The organism is Streptococcus sp. ZY19097, assembly GCF_040731245.1.
GTDB classification, from domain to species: domain Bacteria; phylum Bacillota; class Bacilli; order Lactobacillales; family Streptococcaceae; genus Streptococcus; species Streptococcus orisratti.
This window is the reverse complement of the sequence record NZ_CP160400.1, coordinates 583,303-605,514: the sequence shown is the minus strand read 5'-3', so window position 1 is coordinate 605,514 and position 22,212 is coordinate 583,303. Positions and strand designations below refer to the sequence as shown.

Genomic DNA, 22,212 nt, shown 5'->3' with positions numbered 1-22,212 from the left:
AATCTTTCAGCCTCTTTTAAATTTTACAGAATTGTCCTATTCAGCAACAACTAGCATTGATTTAATGGTCTTGCGGTCAGCCATGTCTTGATAGGCTTGGTTAATGTCATCAAGTTTATAAGTATTTGTGAAGACACGACCTGGGTTGATATCACCATCAAGTACTGCTTTAAGGAGGACTTGTTTATCATAGGTAGTTACAGAAGCAGAGCCGCCGCCAACAGTGATATTTTGCGCAAAAGTTGAACCCAATGGACGGTTATTATAATGTGGCACACCAACAAATCCAACACGTCCACCATTATGGATGACTCCCAGCGCTTGTTCAATGGCTGCTTCTGTCCCAACACATTCGAGAGCTGCATCTGCACCGCCGCCAAGAATCTCACGAACCTTAGCAATACCTTCCTCACCACGTTCAGCAACGACCGCAGTTGCACCAGATTCCAATGCCATTTTTTGGCGATCTTCATGACGACTCATGAGAACAATCTGTGAAGCTCCACGCATTTTTGCCGCAATAACCGCGCATTGACCTACAGCTCCATCACCAATGACAACTACTTTATCTCCGCGCTGAACATCAGCCACACGCGCTGCATGATAGCCTGTTGGCATGACATCCGCTAAGGTTAGTAAAGATTTTATCATTCCTTCGCTGTAGTCTGATGGTTGACCAGGAACTTTGACTAACGCCCAATTCGCATAGTGGAATCGAAGATACTCTGCTTGGAAACCACCTCCCCAGTTTGTAGGAGCGGGGTGATTATCACAAGTACCATCAAAACCAGAACGACAAGCATCACATTCGCCACAACCGTGTGTGAAAGGTACGATAACAAAGTCTCCTGGTTTAACTGTTGTGATTGCAGAACCAACTTCTTCAACAATTCCTAGCGCCTCATGCCCGCTATTAGTTGAATGGGCAGCTTTGTCATCTCCGTGTGAATAAGACCAGAGATCTGAGCCACAGACACAGGCACGTACGATTTTGATGATGGCATCATCATCTGCTTGCAACGTTGGTTTTTCAACTTCTTCGATGGTCATAAGACCAGCTTTTTCAAAAATAGCCGTTTTCATTTCTTTCCTCCATAATTTCTGAAAACTCATACTTAGCGGAAACCAAAATCAGACTAAGCAATACAGGTAGAACACTACTACTTTTTAGTTTTCAGGTAGTCGGCTGCCATCCTTAAGTATCGCTCATCAAATCAACAAGGTCTGAGTTTAATTTTCAAAAAGTATTATTTAATCAACATCGTTATTATATAACTTGGAGTTAACTTCAAGTCAAGACAAAAGAAAAAGAAGTTGGAATTTTTCCAGCTTCCTATTTGTCTTAGCTCAATTCTGAAACAATTGCTTTCAATTGAGCCTTGGTGTGAACGCCAGCGACTTGTTTAACCACTTGACCATCTTTTTTGAAGAGGAGGGTAGGAATTGACATGATACCAAATTTTTGTGCAGTTTCTGGGTTTTCATCAACGTCAATTTTAACAATTTTAAGGTCATCTTCACTTAATTCTTCTGATAATTGGTCAAGAATTGGTGCTTGCATCAAACATGGTCCGCACCAAGTTGCCCAAAAGTCAACCAGAACAAGACCTTCTGCTGTTTCTGCTTCAAATGTTTTATCTGTTACGATATGTGCCATGATATTTCCCCGTTTCTACTAGTTTATAAGGCTATTTTACGTGAAAATAACTATTAAGGCAAATAATTGCTACGTGTTTTTAGAAGAGAAATAGCAAAGCGCCACAGACAAGGCCTAATGCGTAGCCAACAACAACATCCCTAGGATAATGTACCCCGCCTACAACGCGACAAACAGCTAAAACAGCTGATAAAATCAAAGCAGGTACTCCTAGGAGAGCAGTCAGTCGCATAAGACACATGCTTATCACAGCTGCTGAAAAAACATGTCGGCTAGGTAGTGACTGACCACTACTATCTTTAGCAATGAGTGGGGTGATTTCCCAAGTGTCGTAAGGTCTTGGATAATTGATAATTTTTCTGGCCAAGGACAAGATGATAAAGGAGAGGCCTGGGATTAGAATAAATGCCAAAATCGCTCTGCTATTTTTCCAAAAAACAAAGGCTAAAACAAGAGGATAGCTGGCATACATAAGCTTAGTGATAAAACCATTGAGAGTTCTGAGAAAGTAAAGGTAGCGAGGTTGTTGGCGAAAAGGCTGACTAATGTGATCATAAAAGACCTTATAATTTTTCATAAACATCTCTCTTCTTGAAATTTACTTTCTATTATAGCATGTTTATGGTTAATCGGCTGTATCAGACTGTCAGTTCAATTTGGTTCCCTTCAGGATCAAAAATTACTGCTTCATAATAACCATCACCTGTAGTCCGCGGACCGTTTTGAATCGGATATCCGGCATCCTGTAACTTATAGGCAAAACAATCAACTGCTTCTTTACTACCTAATGAAAAAGCTAGATGAGTAAAGCCAAATCTATCTCTCTTGCCTTCTATGATGTCAGGACGACAGCAGAGCTCTAAACGCGCACCGTCAGTAAAACTCAGAAAGTAAGAAGAAAATCCTGTTTTCGGATTGTGATAACGTTGGGTGCTTGTTGCTCCAAAATAAGTTGTATAAAAAGCTTTCATGGCTTCTAAATCTTTGGTCCAGAGGGCTATGTGCTCAATTTTCATCGTTTTCTCCTCAGATAAGCTTCAAAGTCTCAAAGGCTTTATAAAGGCCATCATCATCAACAGCTGCTGTCACCAAATCTGCCATAGCAAGAATTTCAGCTCCGCCATTTCCCATAGCCACACCAACATCACAATAATCAAGCATGGGAATATCTACCTTAGCATCACCAAAGGCTATGGTATCCTTACGATCAGCCTTGAGATAGCTGAGCAAGACATCAATGGCATGCGCCTTGGTGATATCCTTAACACCTAAGTCGCCAAAAAGGGCTGTCTCACCGACACCACCCCAAGTACCAGCCTTGAGGTCAGGGAAAGCTAATTTTGATGCCTCATGGTCATCTATACTCTTTAAAATGAAGCTGACCTTATTGAGGTCGTCGCGGTAAAGATTGCCACCATAGACAATCCCATGCAGGACGTCCTCCGCTTCTTGGTCTGCAACTTCTTTTTCCGTTTTCCCCTTGCCTAAAGCATATTGGCGCATGACAGGACGAGCTGCTTCTTTAAAATGTTCGCTGGCAAAAAGACCATTATTGCTTTCCAAATAAAATTCCAATCCGCGCTCATGAAGCCAATCTACAATACGCCTTGCTTCATCTTCTGGAATCAATTGGTGCATGACAACCTGACCATGATGTTCAACGTAGGAACCATTGCCACCAATCATGCCATCAAGGCCAATATCCCAGATAAATTCGGGCATTTCTGCACGAGAACGTCCTGTACAGGCATAAACCAAATGACCATTTTCACGCGCCTTTTGAATGGCATACTTAGCAGATTCTGGCAGATGATTATTGTAATCCACCAAAGTTCCATCAACATCCAAGAAAATAATTTTTCGCATTTTCAGTCCTCCGATTAATTTCTCCCCTTACTATATCACGCAAAAAGCAACAAAACCTCTCCTATCCTTTTGGAAACTGATACTATGATATTAAAAGAGGATAGAACAGATTAGGAATAAAGTCAAATGGAACTTAGCAATAAAAAGCGGATTTAAAAACTAAAAATAGCAAAAGTAAGTTTTTGTCAAAATGTCTACTCTTCAGTAGTTTATCGGTACTAAATCATCTGATGGAGCAGGCAGAGAAATTCTAGGTTGACTAAAGTCACAGGATTTCTCATAGATATAGCGTCATGTAAATTTGACTGTAAACTATAGAAACCACGTACTTTTACCTCACTCACACGTTTAATCTCCCTTGGTCACTAGGATATCACCTATCAATACTTGCAAGTTCTTCTCACGAACAAGGTCTGCTGTGCCCGCAACGTAATCCTTGAAATGTTTGGTCTGACAATGGCTGTCATAGGCTGCTTGGTCAGCGTAAATCTCGTAGAAATACCAATGGTCTGGTTGTTCTTTGTCACGGCCTGCGTACATAAGTAAGACACCATCTTCTACTGCCATACTGGTTTTCATCTCCGGTAGAACAATATCTGAAAAAGCCTGATTGTCTCTGACAACCACATGAGCTAGACGGACAGAGAGTTTGTTTCCCTTTGTCACACGCAGGGCTTGTGGTTTTTGTAGTAAAATTTGGGCGTCCAAGCTGATGACTTCTCGGCTAATCAGGGCTTGACTTGCTACGGCTGCAAAAGCCTTGAAATGATCGGCTGCCACATGTTCTTGATAAGCAGTTTCATCTGCGTAGACCTCTACGACCACCTGCTGTTCTTTGTGACCAGATACGTGATTGACAAACATGGCTAATGTACCCGACTCCTGTTGGATAGAGCTTGTCAAGTTGGTGTATCCGACCTTGTCATAGTCATCTTGGTAGTTTAAATCTAGTCCTAGCTTGAACAAGCGAAAAATAGGTTGTGTCATCTTATAATCCTCCAAATAATCTCTCAGCATTGCCATAAAAAATTTGGTCTTTTTGGCTTTGGGTTAATGGCAGAGCTTCTATGGCTTCTTCAATAATATCAGTCGCGCCAGCAGGCAGAATGCCCAGTGGGGCATCTGTCCCAAAAAGCACACGATCCACTCCGAAGAAATCTACACAAAGTTCCAAAGCTTTGCTATTTCCAAGAAGAGCCGTATCAACGTAAAATTTGCGAAAATCCGCTGCTTGCTCAGCAGTCAAAATGCGGTCAATCCGCCCTGCAAAATAAGGTGCCATAGCTCCCGCATGATGGATGATAATTTTAAGATTTGGGAAATCTTGGAAATAACCAGCTTGTACAATCTCTAGCATGGCCTGAGTCTGCTCATACTCCCAACTGAAAATAATATTATTATCTGGCTTGCGCGGGTCAAAGACAGGATGTAACCAAATAGGTACATTGTGCTTAGCTGCCGCTTCAAAGATAGGACGAAAGTCAGGATCAGCCAACGACTTGCCCAGATGCCGAGTAAAAAGCTGAATTCCCAGAACTTCCTTGTTTGGCAGAACAAAGTCTTCAATTGTTCGAACAGCAGCTGGAATGTTATTCATGGCTACCATGGCAACCGCACCAGCAAAAATATCGCTATTATCTCGCACCGCAGTCAAAAGCTCCTCATTGGCCTTTTGCACTAGGAGTGCAGCCATTTTCCCAGCCATATAATCCTCAGGATTGGCGTTGACATAAGAGATAATCTGCTTGGTATTCTTTGGCATGGTCGCACGGCGCTTTTCCATATCAGTTAGGACAGGATTTTGAATAAAGGGCATCTTGGCAGGTAGATCCCTATCCAGCATGAGCATTTTTTCATAGAAATCAGGCAGTAAAATGTGGGCAAAAATATCGATTTTCATCATGTGTTGTCTCCTTTTAAGTGGAAGTGGGAAAGAACTCAATAAGTCTAAAAAGAATTCGTCAACAATTTCTCGTTTCAAGTTGTTTCACTCCCACCCCCGCACAGCTCCAAAGGTTCCCCGAACCTTTGGAGGTTGGAAATGAAGCGAACTCTGTTCGCATCAGTCGTAGAGGTCAAATTTGGAGTGTAAAACACGAATTGCTGAGATTTGCTTCGCAAACCTTATCTCCAACCTTTAACAGTCCACTGGACTGTTAAACCCAATCAACCACTGCGATGAAATATTGACACGAACTTTGAGAAGCGAGGCTGGACTTTTTGCTCAGCCTCGCTGTAGTCTTGATAATAACTTACCATCTTAAGAAATCTTTTTGATATTCTTCAAAAATCAAAGTCAGATATGATATTTTTCAGACACCTAAGTAACAGTGTCGATTTCTTCCTCCGATGTTATGTCCCTTTCTTTAAGATGTCTCAGTTTATTCTACCATTTATAGTTAACTATAAGTCAAGAAAAACGTATAATTTTATTGTCGTAATGCTAAATCATCACCATTTCACAAGCAAACTTTCTCTTAGATAATATTTTCAGATTTTAGCCTTCTATGATGACAGCATTCGTGATACAATAGTCAGTGATATAAAAACACAGTTGCAGTTGGTAGTCTGCAAGCAGTATATAACCAGAGAGTATTTGCTGCCAGTAACCTTCCCTCCGGGTCGTCCTTTATCAATTTTGTACTTTAGGAGGGGACTTTCATGAAAATGACAGTCTATTTTGATGGGGCTTTTTGGGCAGCTTTGGTAGAATGGCAAAGCGGGAAAGCCTATTTGGTTTACCGCCATGTTTTTGGTAAGGAGCCAAAAAACCATGAGGTCTGGAACTTTATTCACCAAGATTTGCAAGGTCTCATGACCAGGCAAGAGCGTCTGATAGGACAAATAAGTAGCTCCGCTATTGTCCCAAAAAAGAAAAAGCGAACCAATCCCAAACGGATGCAGCGAGAAATCAGTAAGGCCAAAAACCAGTCTGTCTTGTCTACAAAGGCGCAACTAGAACTTCAGAAAACCCACGAGGCGCTGAAAAAGGAACGTAAAGCTGACAAGCGCCAGCGTAAGGAAGAAGAAAAGGCAAACAAGTTTACCCGCAAGCAAGCTAAGCGACATCAAAAACATCGTGGTCATTAAGACCGAGAAAAAAAGGGAACTTCAAATCCCAATGTCATCAAGTTAACTAACTTATCACATTTTGTGGTAGGTTAGTTTTTTATGTTACACTAATACTTAACAAAAATCAAAAATAGCGTTATAATAGTATTATGACAAAAGAACTTACCCAAACACAAGTCGAAGAATTAAAGCAAGCCCTTAAAGATAAAAATAATGCTCCGCATCATAGAAAAATTCAAGCCCTTATTCTCTACTCTGAATGCCATAATTTAACATCTGTAGCTAAATCAGTAGGCTTTGTCCATCAGACAGTCCGCAACTTATTAAATCGCTATCTAAGTGGTGGCTTAGAAGCTCTCTTAAAGGAGAATCGTGGTGGTCGCCGCCGCTCCTATATGACGCATGAGGAGGAAGAAGATTTCCTTAAAGAGCAACTCTCTTCCTCTTTGAATGGAGAATTCGTTACCGTTAACACCCTCTTTAAAGCTTATCAAGAGAGAGTTGGGCACAAGACAACCCGAGAAGGTTTCTATGCTCTCCTGAAACGTCATGGTTGGCGTAAAGTTAGCCCACGTCCCCAACATCCGAAAAAAGCAGACGCCGAAACCATTTTAGCGTCTAAAAATAAAATCTTTATTCGAGGAGAGAATGAGTAAGCGCTTTATTGATGGAAAAGAATATCAAAAAATCCGCCTTATGTATCAAGATGAGGCGGGTTTTGGGCGTATCAGTAAACTTGGTTCGTGTTGGTCTCCAAAAGGTTATCGTCCTCACGTAGCAAGTCATCACATTCGTGAATACCGCTATTGTTATGGAGCTGTGGATGCCCATACAGGCGACTCGTTTTTCATCATAGCAGGCGGATGTAATAGTGATTGGATGAATGAATTTTTACGCCAACTATCGGCAGCTTATCCAGAAGATTATATTATTTTAGTCATGGATAATGCCATCTGGCATAAATCTCAGACCTTAAATATTCCTAAGAATATTGAATTTACCTTCATTCCACCCTACACACCTGAAATGAATCCTATTGAGCAAGTCTGGGCTGAGATTCGTAAACTTGGTTTCAAGAATAAAGTATTTAGGACCTTAAATGAGGTAATCGATAAACTTCAAGAGGTTATTCAAACCTTAACCGCTTATCAACTCAAATCAATTGTAGATAGAGACTGGACTTCCGCTATTTTTGATTTTAACTGAGTATAAAAATCATGCTAGACCCGATTAAATCGTATTTATTTAACAGTATAGTAAAATGAAACACAAATAGTACATTTGTGATATAATGTATTTATGGCATATTCATTAGATTTTCGTAAAAAAGTTCTCGCATACTGTGAGAAAACCGGCAGTATTACTGAAGCATCTGTTGTTTTCGATATTTCACGCAACACCATCTATCAATGGATAAAATTAATGGAGACTACTGGCGAACTTCATCACCAAGTTAAGGGAACCAAACCAAGAAAAATTGATAGAGAAAAATTAAAGAACTATCTTGAAGCTCATCCAGATGCTTTTTTGACTGAAATAGCTTCTGAATTTGGCTGTCATCCAACAGCTATTCATTACGCTCTCAAAGCTATGGGATATACTCGAAAAAAAAGAGCTGTACCTACTATGAACAAGACCCTGAAAAAGTAGATCTGTTCCTTAAAGAGTTTAATAACTTAAGCCACCTGACTCCTGTTTATATTGACGAGACAGGGTTTGAGACCTATTTTCATCGAGAATATGGTCGCTCTTTGAAAGGTCAGTTAATAAAAGGTCGGGTCTCTGGAAGAAGATACCAGCGGCTATCTTTGGTTGCAGGTCTCATCAATGGTGAGCTTATAGCCCCGATGACATACAAAGATACTATGACTAGTGACTTTTTCGAGGCTTGGTTCAAAATATTCTTACTCCCCACTTTAGATAAACCAGCTGTTATCATTATGGACAATGCAAGGTTTCATAGGATGAGTAAGCTAAAAGAGTTGTGCAAGGAGCAGGGGCATAGACTTTTACCACTTCCTCCGTACTCACCTGAGTATAATCCCATTGAGAAAACATGGGCTCAAATCAAATCAAAACCACCCGTGAGAACGGGTGGTTTGCTCTTCGGCTGAAAGCCTCTGCTACCGGCCGAGGCCTAAAGGCCTACCGAATGGTTTCCCTTCAGCACCACCTTTGCTAGCTGACCCGACTAGCGGGTCTCTTTAAGACTACTTTCTTTTATTCTTCTCACCTGTAAACGGATCATATTCCTCGAAAAGACTGAGCTGATCTGCTATCACGTCTTCTTGTAATTGATTACGAATATATTCTTCAATTCGCTTCTGATTTCGCCCAACCGTATCAACATAAAACCCTCGACACCAAAATTTGCGATTCCCATATTTATACTTTAAATTAGCGTGTCGGTCGAATATCATTAAGCTACTTTTACCCTTTAAATATCCCATAAATGAGGAAATACTTAGCTTCGGTGGTATACTCACCAACATGTGAATGTGATCTGGGCATGCTTCTGCTTCATGAATTTCAACACCTTTTCTTTCACATAATAACCGTAAGATTTGACCAATACTTGCTTTGTATTTCCCATAGATTATCTGACGTCTATATTTTGGGGCGAAAACAATATGATACTTACAATTCCATGTAGTATGTGCTAAACTATTATTATCCTGTCTCATCAGAGGTCCTCCTTTTGTATATTAGTTAGTGGTCGGGAAACCTTATCTAATATAACACTTTAGGGGGACTTTTTTGATACATCGCTAAAAGCTTTTCGGAACCACTAGCACAGCTAGTGGTTTTCGTGAGACAAAAAACACCTCAGAAAAGTATTGCCAAATTGCGATACTTTTCTTGAGGCACTTTTGTCCTGCTCTTGTTTCAATTAACTATATCAATGACGTTGTTTCTGATGCCGACCAGATTGTGCTTCATCCCGAAAAAGATTTTATTCGGAAAACTCATCTGACTATGAAAACCACGATTCAAGCTATTCTTACCATGGATGGCAATACCTTAGCCACGAGTTACTTGATTTGGACTTGCCGATCTCTCAATCTGCCTTTGTTCAACGACGTTATCAGATTAAACATCATGCTTTTAAAGCACTTTTTAGGGATGTTACTCCTAAGATGCCAATTATTCTCCAGAAAAATTAAAAGATCTCTATGCCTACAGATGGGGCATAGAGACCAGTTTTCGTGACCTAAAATACAGTATCGGTCTGACTCATTTTCACACGAAAAAGAAGGAAGGAATTCTCCAAGAAATCTATGCTCACTTTATCAATTTTAATGTTTGTAAATGGCTAACCTCACACGTTACCACTAAAACACCAAAGCTCAAAAAAACTTATAAGATTTGTTTTCAGAGGCTATTTATGCCTGTCGAAAATTTCTTAGAGAGAAACTCTCTTCCTTCCAATTGAAAACTTACATTGCCAAGCACCTATCTATTATTCGACCTAATCGAACAGCACTACGCTCTAGTTTTCCTAAGGTTAATCTTGCGAAAGAAAGTCAGATTTGTTGATGACTGATTTCCGCACTGCTCTTACATCTTCTCTTCTAATTCCACATCTGGATATTTATCTGCAAACCAGCGGAGCGCAAAGTCGTTTTCAAAAAGGAAAACAGGCTGATCAAAGCGGTCTTTAGCTAAGATATTTCGGCTTGAACTCATACGTTCGTCAAGGTCTTCTGGTTTAATCCAACGAACAGTCTTTTTCCCCATTGGTGTCATCACAACTTCAGCATTATATTCATTTTCCATACGATGTTTGAACACTTCAAACTGCAATTGACCAACAGCACCAAGCATGTATTCACCAGTTTGATAGTTTTTATAAAGCTGGATAGCTCCTTCTTGCACCAATTGCTCAATTCCCTTGTGGAAGGATTTTTGTTTCATAACATTTTTAGCAGCCACTTTCATGAATAATTCAGGTGTGAAAGTTGGCAGTGGTTCAAATTCAAATTTCTTCTTACCTACGGTTAGCGTGTCTCCTACCTGATAAGTTCCGGTATCGTACACCCCAATAATGTCACCAGCGACAGCATTCTCAACATTTTCACGAGATTCCGCCATAAACTGAGTGACGTTTGAGAGTTTGACACTTTTTCCAGTACGGGCAAGGTTAACAGCCATGCCACGCTCAAATTCACCTGAAACAATGCGAACAAAAGCGATACGGTCTCGGTGGCGTGGATCCATATTGGCCTGAATTTTGAAAACAAAACCTGAAAAATCCTTATCTAGTGGGTCAATAACCTCATCCTCAGTCGTCTTGTGTCCATGTGGTTCTGGAGCAAATTCTAAGAAGGTGTCAAGAAAGGTCTGCACCCCAAAGTTGGTCAGGGCTGAACCAAAGAAAACAGGGGTTAAATTTCCCTCAAGGATAGCTTCTTTGGAAAATTCATTTCCAGCTTCCTCCAAAAGTTCAATATCCTCTTTGACCTGTTCATAGAAAGGGTTATTAGCAAAAATCTTGTCCCCATCCGCAATGGACGCAAAGCGTTCGTCACCCTTATAAAGTTCTAAACGTTTATTGTAGAGGTCGTAAAGACCCTCGAAAGATTTTCCCATCCCGATTGGCCAATTCATTGGATAACTTGCAATACCAAGCACTTCTTCCAATTCTTCCAAAAGGTCAAGTGGTTCACGACCATCACGGTCAAGTTTGTTGATAAAAGTAAATACTGGAATATTCCGATGCTTTACAACTTCAAAAAGTTTCTTAGTTTGTGCCTCAATACCTTTTGCTGAGTCCACCACCATGACTGCCGCATCCACCGCCATCAAGGTACGATAAGTATCTTCCGAAAAGTCCTCATGCCCTGGCGTATCCAAAATATTAACCCGCTTTCCAGCGTAGTCAAACTGCATAACAGATGATGTCACTGAAATGCCACGTTGTTTTTCGATATCCATCCAGTCAGACTTGGCAAAGTTCCCAGTCTTTTTCCCCTTGACTGTACCAGCCTCACGAATTTCTCCCCCAAAGTAGAGCAATTGTTCCGTAATTGTCGTCTTACCAGCATCCGGGTGACTGATGATGGCAAACGTACGACGTTTTTTTATTTCATCTTGAATTGTCATTTTATTTCCTTATTAATCTTAATTATCTTCTTTATATAAACGTATCACCTAATCTTTAGTGACTACATTGGTCCACTCCTTTTCTGCCATACAAAAAATAGAGTCATGGGACTCATAACTCTATTATTATAACGAAAAGTGGACTCTATTTCAATATTTCCCCACGGTGTTCTCCTCAGAAACTGCAAAATAATTGATTAAGAGAATACTACACATACAAAGACTGCCACCATAGTGCTCCATGATATTGATAAAGAAAGTTATCAAAAAGAGCATCGTATGGAATAGTGTCAGTTTTTTCCCTCTCAACTGTGCAATGAGAAAAATTGGATACAGTAGAAATAGGAAAATTCCCTGACGTAATAATGAATCAATATAAAAACTATCATCGTACATCGGATGCCCATTTATTTCGGTAAAAGTTGGGATATTTCGTGGCAACCAATCAACACCGAAATGCTGCAAATACGTATGTCCGATACTCAATCTTCCTGAAAACAAATGATTCAATGTTGCATAAATGGTACTATCACCATTGTAGAAATATGGAAGCCCTAACCCCAAACCAAACATCACAATCACCAGTGGAATAATCACAGAACCAGAAACCTGATACTTTAGTAATAATGGTTTCAAAAAATAGCAAAGAATGATGACCCCAGCAATTAAAAATGTTGTCCTTGAGTTGGTAATCGCAAAAATCAACAAGGAAACAAGCAACATGACCAGTCCTGCTCTAGCTTTACGGCTCTTTCTAACCAAGGAAAAATCAAACAACAAACCAACCAGATACATTCCCAAAGAATTTGGGTGCATAAAACCATAAGAATGCCTAATCAAATCTTTGTCAGCTCGATACATGGTCATATCAGAAATAATATGACTATTGTAAGCAAAGAGCACTAAGATTGCTACAATCAGCTTGAAGTAGAAAATCGCTGTCATCAACCGCTCATCGTCCTTATCAACACTCGCTGATAACAAAAACAAGGTAACCATGGACAAATCATCAACGTTTGTTTCCAGATAATTAGACATTGGCAATAAAATCAAGAAAGCTAGTGCAAAAATCCCTGCTAAAATCTTCTCTATCGACCAACCTAAGCGCCAAAAACTCCACAAATACATGGCAAATCCGCCAATAATGGCAAGACTTGACATCAATAAGAAAAACGGTAGAGGAAACGGATAACGTTTCAAGAACCAAGCTAGAAATAGCAAACAAAACTCAAGAAAATACAAGGCTCGATAAAGAAACCTTGCAAATGACTCTTCAGTCCTAAACACTTCCTTTAACCTTAACATCTCCACAGTAATCTATTCCTCCAATTCCTCAACAACTTTACTCAACTGCATTGAGTTGCTGCCCTTTAAAAGAATTTGGTCCTCTGGTTTCAAAATTTCCTTGACATACTTAATAAGTTCTTCCAACTGATCTTCTTGTGCTGTTTTTTTGAAATAATAAACTTTTCCGATTGGAAACATTTGACTAGATAGCTGAGCCAGTTCTGCAATATCCTCACCATAGAAAATCACTGTATCAATCACATCAGGTGCTAAACTCATAATCATCTGCGTGTGGAGGGAAACAGACTGTTCACCGAGCTCTTTCATATCAGCTAATACTGCAATTTTTCTACCACCCTTATTGGCTGGAATTCTTGAGAAAGTCTCCAAAATCAACTTCATGGCAGTTGGATTAGCATTATAAACATCGGATAGAATATCTGCTCCGTTCGCTGCTGTTTTCCATTCCGTACGATTACGAGTTAACTCAATTGTTTCAAGTGCTTCAATGATATCATCATCAGAAATAGCTAATAATTTACCAACATAAGCTGCTACCATAGCATTTGTAGCATTGTACTTTCCAGGTACAGGTAGGGTAATTGAACGATCAATCACATTTGTCGTAAAGGTCAACGATTCTTTATTTTCTTGCAAATCTTTCACAAAAATTTCCGCACCATCACCGAAACGAATCACCATCTGATTCTCAGGCAAGAAATCATCAATGATTGGATCTGATGGCACGATCAAAATACCGTCTGAGTCCATGCCATCAACAATTTGCAATTTACCCTCTGCAATTTTCTCACGGCTACCAAAAAATTCCAAATGAGCTTCACCGATTAAGGTCACCACCGCTATGTGGGGCTTGGCTAAGTCAGACAAAAGATGAATGTCCCCCATGTGATCCTGTCCCATTTCAAGGACAATTTTTTCAGTATCATCCGGCATATGCATAACTGTATAAGGCAGGCCGATTTCATTATTATAATTCCCTTGTGTTTTGTATGTCTTGTATTCTGTAGATAAAATGGCAGCAATCATGTCCTTGGTCGTTGTCTTACCATTTGACCCTGTCACAGCAATAACATCGACACGTTGCTTGACCAAGTAATACTGCGCTAATTGTTGGAAGGCCACTAAGCAATCATCCACTAAAATATAGGGATGACCTGCAATCTCACGTTCGGAAAAAGTTGCGGCAGCCCCATTGTCAAAAGCCGTCTCAATAAAATCATGACCATCACGCATGCCTTTGAGCGGTAGGAACAAATCTCCAACCCCAATTTTACGACTATCAAACTCAATCTTCTGCAGAGGAACGTCATCAAATTCCGAAATTGTATTTTTTGCGCCAACCACTTTGGCAACTTCGTGTAAAGTAATTTTCATTTCTGTTATTCTCCATTATAAAAAGAGCCTTCTGGCTCTCTCTATTATATCACAAATTAAAGTCCTTCAACTATTTTCCTCATGAGCCTTTAAATGATTCTTCCACCACATGGTTAATACCAATCAGGCATATTGGCTCGATTGATGACTGTCAAGTTCCACTGAATCTTAAACCCGAAGACTAAAGGGTAGTAGGTTTCTATCTGTACATTATGATACGAACGACGTTTCTCCATTTCCAAACTTCAATAAAATCTTCCCAATCGTTGAAACTAGTCTAATTTCGATTGTCCTGAATATTAGAGAAAATATACGCCCAAAACATATAGATCTCCGTTATCTCTTTCAAGAAAAATTTAACGAAGACTTTTTCTTCTAGTTCAATTGATAAAATTCAATTATTAAATCAGGTGACTTTCACGTTTATCAAACATCTCCTGTGCTAAAAGAACAAGCTTTTCAATCAAATCACTATAGGGTAAACCCATATTCTCCCAAAGTAAAGGATACATTGACCACTGTGTAAAACCAGGCATAGTATTGAGTTCGTTGAGATAGATATGACCGTCTTTTGTCAAAAAGAAATCACAGCGCGATAATCCACAACCGCCAATAGCACGAAAGGCTCTTGCCGCATACCCACGCATTCGTTCCATAATTTCCTCGTCGATTTTAGCTGGGATATCCATCGTAATCTTATTGTCAATATACTTAGCATCGTAATCATAAAAAGCAACATCTTTAACCACCTCGCCAGGAAGTGTGGTCTTTACATCAACATTTCCTAAAATGCCTACCTCTATCTCGCGCGCATCTACCCCTTGCTCAATGAGAATGCGACTATCATATTTAAGCGCAAGCGAAATAGCAGAGCGAAGTTCTTCTTCATTATCTGCTTTTGAGATCCCTACAGAAGAGCCCATATTAGCAGGTTTGACAAATACTGGATAAGAAAGTTGGTCATTAACTTCCTTAACAACCATTTCTAAATCTCCCCCCTCTACATAAGTCACATAAGCAACTTGAGGTACACCAGCAGATTCAAGAACATGTTTAGTTGTAATCTTGTCCATGGCAACACTTGACGATAAAATATTAGTACCAACGTAAGGCATTTTGAGAACTTCCAAAAAACCTTGGATGGAACCATCTTCACCCATAGGACCATGAAGGACTGGAAAGACCACTGCTCCCTCTTCATAAATATCACTTGGCCTAATTTGACGACTAAAATCCACATCGCTATTAGTCATTAATTTTTCATCAGCAGTCGGCGTATTTGAAAACTCTTGAGTCTTAATAAAATCACCACTTTGTGTGATAAAATATGTTTTAACATAAAATTTATCATAATTCACGGCACGCATGACACTTTCAGCCGATAAAACTGATACTTCACGTTCTGCTGAACGTCCACCATACAAAAGAACTAAAGTTTGTTTAGGCATGAGTCTCTCTTTTCTATTTTTTAAGTCCTATTTTTCACATTATATCTTACCATAATCACAAAAACTTTAAAAGTAGAAGTCAAAAAAATCACACCCCCGTCATGAAATCGTGATTCCTCAAAATCCCTAAATAACATCATCTTGATCATTTATCTTTAAAAAAGGAACACGCTATCTTGATAGTTTTGTAAAAATATATGACAGTTTCGTTACAAGAGTCTGCTTCCTTTGATTTTTAGGGGTTTTTACGTTAAAATATGACTAATGAGAAGAATTAAACCAATTGTTGTTCTTGTCTTATTTGCCTTACTAACTCTGCTGTTTTTCATCGGAAAAATCCACTCAGACAATCTTCTGAGTCAGCAGCTTGCAAGTGCAGAGAAAACAATACCCTCTGCAACTAGTAAGAGTACGACAAGTTCATCTAGTTCAGAAACAGAGGAATTCGTTCTTAACCCGATTATTGATGTCTCAGGTTGGCAGCTTCCTAGTGAAATTGACTACGATACCCTTTCAAATAATATCTCTGGTGCTATTGTTCGTGTCTATGGAGGGTCACAAATTACCAAAGATAATAATGCCGCCTACACCACTGGGATTGATAAATCATTTAAGACACATATCACAGAATTTCAGAAGAGAAATGTGCCTGTTGCTGTTTATAGCTATGCCCTTGGAAGCTCTACTAAAGAAATGAAAGAGGAAGCTCGCGCATTCTATAAAGCTGCATCTCCTTATAAGCCCACTTTCTATTGGATTGACGTTGAGGAAGAAACTATGGCTGATATGGATAAAGGTGTTCAAGCCTTTCGTAAAGAATTGAAAAAGCTAGGTGCTAAAAATGTCGGTATCTATATTGGCACATACTTCATGACTGAGCAGGAAATTTCTGTGAAAGATTTTGACGCTGTCTGGATTCCAACTTACGGGTCTGATTCTGGTTACTACGATGCTGCACCAGATACGACACTTGACTACGACCTCCATCAATACACATCACAAGGCTATATAAATGGATTTGACTCGCCACTTGATCTCAATCAGATTGCGGTAACCAAAGATACCAAATCTACCTACGAAAAATTATTTGGCAAAATTAAAAGTCAGTAGCTAGCTGTTAGTTGCTGATTTTTTTCGGAAAATTTTCAGAATTGTCTTGACAGTGCCTTTGTTTTCAGACTATAATGTAATCAATTAAATAATATCACAAAGGAGTGCCTTGGCTGAGATCGCATTTTGCGAAATCCTAAGAACCTGATCTCGTTAGCACGAGCGGAGGAATTGTGAGTAGATATGTCAGTAGAGAAGTTGAAAGGCGCTTTTTCGCACTTTTCAAATTTTACTATAGCATTGCTGTACTGCACTCCTTTTGTGATACAAAAGGAGTTTTTTATGTCAAAAAATGTTCGTACACTTGTTGAAGCAGCCATCTTTGCAGCTCTTGCAATGGCACTTTCCTTTATTCCAGATTTTGCTTCTTGGTTCACACCCTCTTTTGGTGCTGTACCTCTGGTACTTTTTGCACTCCGTCGCGGCTCTAAGTATGGGATTTTAGCTGGTTTGATTTGGGGGCTGCTGCACTTTGCTCTGGGGAAAGTCTATTACCTCAGTCTTTCACAAGTCCTGATTGAGTATGTCTTGGCTTTTGCCTGCATGGGATTGGCTGGCTTTCTGACAACTCCCCTACAAAAGGCTCTCAAATCTGATCAAGAAGAGAAAGCTTTGCTATTTGCCTTAGTAGGAGCCTGTCTAGCGACCATCACACGCTATATTTTGCACTATATCGCTGGTGTCATCTTCTGGTCCTCTTATGCCCCAAAAGGGATGTCCGCAGAGTGGTATTCTTTCACGGTCAATGGCACAGCTGGCATATTGACACTTGCCTTTGTTATCATTAGTATTGTCATTTTATTGAGAAGTCAGCCCCAGTTCTTCCAACCAAATCATTAATCCGTGGCTACTTTAAAGTGGTATAATAATCTTATATCGCTTTTTTAGTAACAAGGAGAGAACATCAATGGCGAAAAAAGTCAAATTAAAAAAGACCTTGGTTGATCAAATTTTAGATAAGGAAAAAATTGTTCACGAAAGTCTCGCAATCAATGCTTTAGAAGGTGAACTTCCCAACGATATCAAACGTGAGGAAATTTTCAAAACCCTCGCGCTGACTGGGGATAAGTCTGGTCCAGTAATTGGTATCGTGCAGATTACAGAGCATCTTTCTGAAAAGAAATTGGCTAAAATTTCTGGTAACAAAAAAGTCAGCATGATTCCCCAAAAAGACTTACAAAAAACAACTGGTTACATTCACGGAGCCAACAATCCTGTCGGTATTCGCCAAAAGCATGCTTTTCCGATTTTCATTGATCAGCGAGCTTTAGAATTGGGACAAATGATTGTCTCGGCTGGTGAAGTTGGTCGCTCTATCCGCATTGACAGCCAAGCTTTAGCTGATTTTGTTGGTGCCACATTTGCAGATCTAATTGAGGACTAGGATATGAAGATCTTTTTTGTCAGGCACGGGAAAACAGAGTGGAACTTGGAAGGTCGGCTTCAAGGTGCGAGCGGAGACTCCCCGCTGCTACAAGAATCACTGGAGGAAATTCGCGCTTTGGGACACTACTTATCTGAAATTGATTTCGATGCTGTTTATTCCAGTGATTTAAAACGTGCTCGCAAAACCGCTCAGCTTATCATCCAAGAAAACAATAATCCTAAACCCATTGTCTACACCTCTGCTCTGAGAGAATGGAAGCTGGGGCGTCTTGAGGGGAGCAAAATTGCAACTGTCCTTTCTATATACCCCCAACAAATGCATGCTTTTCGTCATAATTTGGCTCGTTTTGATGCTGATGTCTTTGAAGCTGAAACCGTTCATAAGACAACTCAGCGTGTTCGCAATTTCATCCTCTCACTAAACAAAGATTTCAAAAATGTCCTTTTGGTCGGACACGGTGCTAACTTTACTGCCTCTATCCGCTCTTTGATGGGCTACGAGCCTGCGAGATTGCGAGATAGCGGCGGTCTGGATAATGCTAGCGTAACCGTTCTGGAAACTAAAGACTTTGAACACTTTCACTGCCTACTTTGGAACGATAAATCCTATACAGCAGAAAACACCGACACTCTGATTGATATTTTGTAAAATTCAAACGACATTCTGCAATCTAATACTCAATGAAAATCAAAAGTAGCCTAGGAAACGAAGCCGACGATAGAACTTGAGTTCATCAAGGCAAGTTGACAACGGATAATTTTGATTTTCGAAGAGTATTACTTGAACTAGATGACAGATTGCAGGCTATACCGATACACAGAAGGTGAAGTTGATACAATAAACTCCCCATCACTTTGAAAGTGGTGGGGAGTTTTATATGTTTTTCGGAGACTTATATTCATCAAAAATCAACCCTAAATATTGTTGACTTGATTTGATAACCCTCGTTTCTATCTAAACATTGCTGATTTTGTTTTGCATTGAGTATTACTTGTGAGCACCTTTAGCAACCAAATCTTCTAATTCCGTCAAACGTTCTTCAAAGACTTCGAAAGCTGCGTCTAAATAGTCACTCGTTGTCATGTCAACACCAGCTTTGGCAATAACGTTAAGCGAGTAGTCTGAGTTACCAGCCTTGAGGTAATCAAGATATTTGTCCTTATCTTCTTGAGTACCGTGTACAATTTTGTTAGCAAGATAACTAGCAGCCGCAAAACCTGTGGCATACTGATAAACATAGTAATTATAGTAGAAATGCGGGATACGCGCCCACTCAAACTGAATTTCTGGGTTATCTTCTTTCGCCAAACCGTAATATTTTTCATTAAGGTCAGCGTAGAGTTTATTGAGATATTCACTAGTCAAAACAACTCCATCTTGGTCAGCCTTATGAATTAAATGCTCAAACTCCGCAAATTGTGTTTGACGGAATACTGTTCCTTTGAAACCATCAAGGTAATGATTGAGAATGGCAAAGCGTTGCTTGTCATCTTCGACTTCCTTAAGCAAAGTTTCTGTCATGATATTTTCATTAGTTGTAGAGGCAATTTCTGCCAAGAAAAGGCTGTAATCTCCATAGACGTAAGGCTGATTTTCACGGGTAAAGGTCGAATGTAAGCTGTGACCTGTCTCATGCACCAAGGTATAGAGATTATCAAGTGTGTCCTGCCAGTTGAGGAGCATGAAAGCATTGGTGTCGTAAGAACCTCCTGAATATGCTCCTGAACGTTTACCTTTATTGACATGAACGTCAATCCAGCGTTCTGTGAAAGCACGATGAACACGCTCAGAATAATCCTTACCAAAAACAGTCAGGACTTCCTCTGCTTTTTCAAGTGCTGCTTCATAGGTGAAACTCATATCTGTCTTAGACAAAGGCGTGTAAATATCATACATTTTCAAATCATCCAGTCCAAGAATGGTTTGACGTAACTTAACATAACGGTGCAAGAGTGGCAAATGCTTATTGACCGTTTCAAGCAAGGTCTCATAAACGCTCTCTGGAATAAAGTTAGCTGCTAAGGCCGCTTCACGGGCAGAAGCGAATTTATGAACGCGGGCATTGTAATTATGGACTTTGACGTTGGTTTGCAGAGTCTTGGCATAAGTATGTTGGTATTGATCGTAAGTGCTGTACATAGCTTCATAAGCAGATTTACGAATATCACGATTTTTGGATTCCATAAAACTGATGAAATTTCCGTGAGACAGCTGCACTTCCTCACCTTTTTCATCAGTTACCAAAGGAAAGACGATATCGGCATTGTCAAGAATCTCAAAAGTTTCACCAGCAGCACCAAAGATTTCTCCAGCGCCAGCCAATAATTCCTCTTCTGCTTGTGACAAAACATGGGCTTGACGTCTGAAGATTTTTTCAAAGAAATGAGCATACTTTTTCAAATCTGGTGTTTCTGCTACAAAAGCTGCAAAATCCTCTTTAGACAAGGTCATAAACTCAGGTTCGTAGAATGAAAATACTTCTGAGTACTTGGCATAAAGCGCCGTTGCCTTAGCTTGAAATTCTTGATACTTAGCCACCGTAGTGTCTTGGTCATTCTTCATAGAAGCATAGACATAAGCCTTTTCCAAACGACGTGACAGAGCCAATTCAGCCTCAGTAATCTCAAGTAGATTCTTACTTGACTCCACTAAATGACCAGCATACTTTTTAGCATCTTCAATGTCGGCTGTTAAAGCCTCCATTTCAGCTTCCCAAGCTGCATCAGTAACATAAACGGTACTCAAATCCCAAGTATATTTTTCATCAATATGACTGCGATTATCTGACATATAGCGTCCTCTTTTCTTATAAGTTCTTTACCATTTTAACATAAAAATCTGGCGGATAAAGGTTTTGAACTGTCTTATTTTCTTGATTTTGATAATATTGAAAAAAAGCTTCGCAAAAAAGAGTTAAATCGTTCTGAATTTGACAAAAACCGCCTTTTGCCTCAGGTGGTCTGACCTGCGGGAAAAACTCAGTATCTGTCTGTGCTATCAGATTACGTCCTTGTGAATAAGCAAGTTCTTGCTGACGCAGCCAACGCGAATTTCTTGCCATAAGCTGCTTTTGAATGAACAATCCAATCTGCCTACGTTGCTCAACTTTGTAATAAGTCGCAGCCTGTTTGGCATAAGGCAGACGGAAAAAAGCCATAAGATCCCCATCAAAAGAACAGGTCTTAGTTTGATGATAAATATTTCCAAAAATATCCTCATAAATCAAATACTTAAGCCGTACTTCCCTTTTCTTGGCATCCAGTTCCCAGATATGAAATCCCATATTTTTCGAAAAGTAAAGCAACTGCTTATGCAAATTTGACAAGCGCTTTCCTAGCCACAGTTTCTCGCCCAATAGCCATAAGACTTGAAAGTCATGTTGCCGATAAGAAATCGTCCGTTCCCGCAACCGTTTCTCAGATAAACGTGAGCATTGCACTTCCAGTACTAGCTTTTCATTGACCAAAAGATCCGCAATCTGACCCAATGCAGGTAGTACCTCTTCCACCACAACCTTCTCAGTCTTTGACAGACTAGCAAAAAGTTCCGCTTTCAGCGACAAATGCTCATTGGACTCATTTTCCGAATTAAAATAACAAGTTTGTAAAGTTATGTGAGCAAAGTGTGGACGCATGACATTGCCATTTTTCAGACGGACTGCCGATTGACAAATAGGACAAAAGAAATCAGCCTTCATCGGAAGTTCAGTCAGAAGATTGATCAACTTACCATTCTTATCTCTTGCAACCAGCATATCAACAGCTCCCTTCATTAGAAAAGCCCGCCTAAAGACGAGCCGGTAAACATACTTCTTTTCACACTACAACTGCACTCACTCTTGTTATTCGTTGTTTTGGACAAAAATAATATTTTATTTCTAACTTTTG

General features: G+C 39.8%; 19 protein-coding genes, 3 pseudogenes and 1 riboswitch. Of the genes and pseudogenes, 8 read left to right on the top strand and 14 right to left on the bottom strand.

All coding sequences use genetic code 11. The annotated features are described in order from the left end of the window. Positions 1-36 precede the first annotated feature (36 nt). The 7 genes from ABZ559_RS03075 to ABZ559_RS03045 form a co-directional block, all read right to left on the bottom strand. Positions 37-1,083, bottom strand: coding sequence for an alcohol dehydrogenase catalytic domain-containing protein (locus tag ABZ559_RS03075; RefSeq protein ID WP_273414766.1), 1,047 nt, complete (start codon positions 1,081-1,083; stop codon positions 37-39). A 259-nt stretch (positions 1,084-1,342) separates the two neighbouring features. Beyond that, entirely contained in the window at positions 1,343-1,657 is a 315-nt protein-coding gene (gene trxA, locus ABZ559_RS03070; RefSeq protein WP_317335283.1) for a thioredoxin, read from the bottom strand. 79 nt (positions 1,658-1,736) lie between these two features. Further along, positions 1,737-2,234 (bottom strand): phosphatase PAP2 family protein, encoded by a 498-nt coding sequence (locus ABZ559_RS03065; RefSeq protein ID WP_018376399.1) that lies wholly within the window; start codon positions 2,232-2,234, stop codon positions 1,737-1,739. 61 nt (positions 2,235-2,295) lie between these two features. After that, on the bottom strand, positions 2,296-2,673 hold the full coding sequence (locus ABZ559_RS03060) for a VOC family protein (protein WP_367007200.1): 378 nt from the start codon (positions 2,671-2,673) through the stop codon (positions 2,296-2,298). A gap of 10 nt (positions 2,674-2,683) precedes the next feature. Beyond that, positions 2,684-3,523 carry an HAD family hydrolase gene (locus ABZ559_RS03055; RefSeq protein WP_367007199.1) on the bottom strand — a complete coding sequence of 280 codons (840 nt, stop codon included), beginning with the start codon at positions 3,521-3,523 and terminating at the stop codon, positions 2,684-2,686. Positions 3,524-3,871: 348 nt separating this feature from the next. Next, positions 3,872-4,510, bottom strand: coding sequence for an antibiotic biosynthesis monooxygenase (locus ABZ559_RS03050; RefSeq protein ID WP_367007198.1), 639 nt, complete (start codon positions 4,508-4,510; stop codon positions 3,872-3,874). A 1-nt stretch (position 4,511) separates the two neighbouring features. Then, positions 4,512-5,426 (bottom strand): amidohydrolase family protein, encoded by a 915-nt coding sequence (locus tag ABZ559_RS03045; protein WP_367007197.1) that lies wholly within the window; start codon positions 5,424-5,426, stop codon positions 4,512-4,514. Between the two features lie 758 nt (positions 5,427-6,184). Between ABZ559_RS03045 and ABZ559_RS03040 the strand changes: the two genes are divergently transcribed. The 3 genes and pseudogenes from ABZ559_RS03040 to ABZ559_RS03030 all read left to right on the top strand — a co-directional run. Then, positions 6,185-6,613, top strand: coding sequence for a YjdF family protein (locus tag ABZ559_RS03040; protein ID WP_367007196.1), 429 nt, complete (start codon positions 6,185-6,187; stop codon positions 6,611-6,613). Between the two features lie 131 nt (positions 6,614-6,744). After that, positions 6,745-7,801, top strand: a pseudogene (locus ABZ559_RS03035) (IS630 family transposase). A gap of 93 nt (positions 7,802-7,894) precedes the next feature. Further along, a pseudogene (locus tag ABZ559_RS03030) lies at positions 7,895-8,667 on the top strand (IS630 family transposase); the annotation flags it as partial. A 138-nt stretch (positions 8,668-8,805) separates the two neighbouring features. Here ABZ559_RS03030 and tnpA read toward each other — a convergent pair. After that, positions 8,806-9,279: an IS200/IS605 family transposase gene (gene tnpA / locus ABZ559_RS03025; protein WP_002891962.1), complete on the bottom strand. Its 474-nt coding sequence runs from the start codon at positions 9,277-9,279 to the stop codon at positions 8,806-8,808. A 205-nt stretch (positions 9,280-9,484) separates the two neighbouring features. On the opposite strand from tnpA, the pseudogene ABZ559_RS03020 reads away from it, so the two are divergent. Continuing rightward, a pseudogene (locus tag ABZ559_RS03020) lies at positions 9,485-10,132 on the top strand (transposase). 21 nt (positions 10,133-10,153) lie between these two features. On the opposite strand, the gene ABZ559_RS03015 reads toward ABZ559_RS03020, so the two are convergent. From ABZ559_RS03015 to ABZ559_RS03000, 4 genes are all read right to left on the bottom strand, one after another. Continuing rightward, a complete protein-coding gene (locus tag ABZ559_RS03015) occupies positions 10,154-11,698 on the bottom strand; it encodes a peptide chain release factor 3 (RefSeq protein ID WP_367007195.1) in 1,545 nt (514 codons plus the stop codon). A gap of 150 nt (positions 11,699-11,848) precedes the next feature. Further along, positions 11,849-13,003: a polymerase gene (locus tag ABZ559_RS03010; RefSeq protein WP_367007194.1), complete on the bottom strand. Its 1,155-nt coding sequence runs from the start codon at positions 13,001-13,003 to the stop codon at positions 11,849-11,851. 12 nt (positions 13,004-13,015) lie between these two features. Then, positions 13,016-14,380 (bottom strand): UDP-N-acetylmuramoyl-tripeptide--D-alanyl-D-alanine ligase, encoded by a 1,365-nt coding sequence (murF, locus tag ABZ559_RS03005; RefSeq protein ID WP_367007193.1) that lies wholly within the window; start codon positions 14,378-14,380, stop codon positions 13,016-13,018. 401 nt (positions 14,381-14,781) lie between these two features. Continuing rightward, positions 14,782-15,828: a D-alanine--D-alanine ligase gene (locus tag ABZ559_RS03000; protein ID WP_367007192.1), complete on the bottom strand. Its 1,047-nt coding sequence runs from the start codon at positions 15,826-15,828 to the stop codon at positions 14,782-14,784. A 264-nt stretch (positions 15,829-16,092) separates the two neighbouring features. On the opposite strand from ABZ559_RS03000, the gene ABZ559_RS02995 reads away from it, so the two are divergent. From ABZ559_RS02995 to ABZ559_RS02980, 4 genes are all read left to right on the top strand, one after another. Next, positions 16,093-16,938, top strand: a complete 846-nt coding sequence (locus ABZ559_RS02995; RefSeq protein ID WP_367007191.1) for a glycoside hydrolase family 25 protein — start codon at positions 16,093-16,095, stop codon at positions 16,936-16,938. 90 nt (positions 16,939-17,028) lie between these two features. Then, positions 17,029-17,126: riboswitch (TPP riboswitch) on the top strand. 94 nt (positions 17,127-17,220) lie between these two features. Then, a complete protein-coding gene (gene thiT / locus ABZ559_RS02990) occupies positions 17,221-17,778 on the top strand; it encodes an energy-coupled thiamine transporter ThiT (protein WP_321058239.1) in 558 nt (185 codons plus the stop codon). 67 nt (positions 17,779-17,845) lie between these two features. Then, positions 17,846-18,322, top strand: coding sequence for an aminoacyl-tRNA deacylase (locus ABZ559_RS02985; protein WP_367007190.1), 477 nt, complete (start codon positions 17,846-17,848; stop codon positions 18,320-18,322). Between the two features lie 3 nt (positions 18,323-18,325). Then, positions 18,326-18,973 (top strand): histidine phosphatase family protein, encoded by a 648-nt coding sequence (locus tag ABZ559_RS02980; RefSeq protein ID WP_367007189.1) that lies wholly within the window; start codon positions 18,326-18,328, stop codon positions 18,971-18,973. A gap of 339 nt (positions 18,974-19,312) precedes the next feature. Here ABZ559_RS02980 and pepF read toward each other — a convergent pair whose 3' ends face one another. Further along, a complete protein-coding gene (gene pepF, locus ABZ559_RS02975; RefSeq protein ID WP_367007188.1) occupies positions 19,313-21,115 on the bottom strand; it encodes an oligoendopeptidase F in 1,803 nt (600 codons plus the stop codon). 16 nt (positions 21,116-21,131) lie between these two features. Beyond that, on the bottom strand, positions 21,132-22,079 hold the full coding sequence (locus tag ABZ559_RS02970) for a competence protein CoiA family protein (RefSeq protein ID WP_367007615.1): 948 nt from the start codon (positions 22,077-22,079) through the stop codon (positions 21,132-21,134). Positions 22,080-22,212 lie beyond the last annotated feature (133 nt).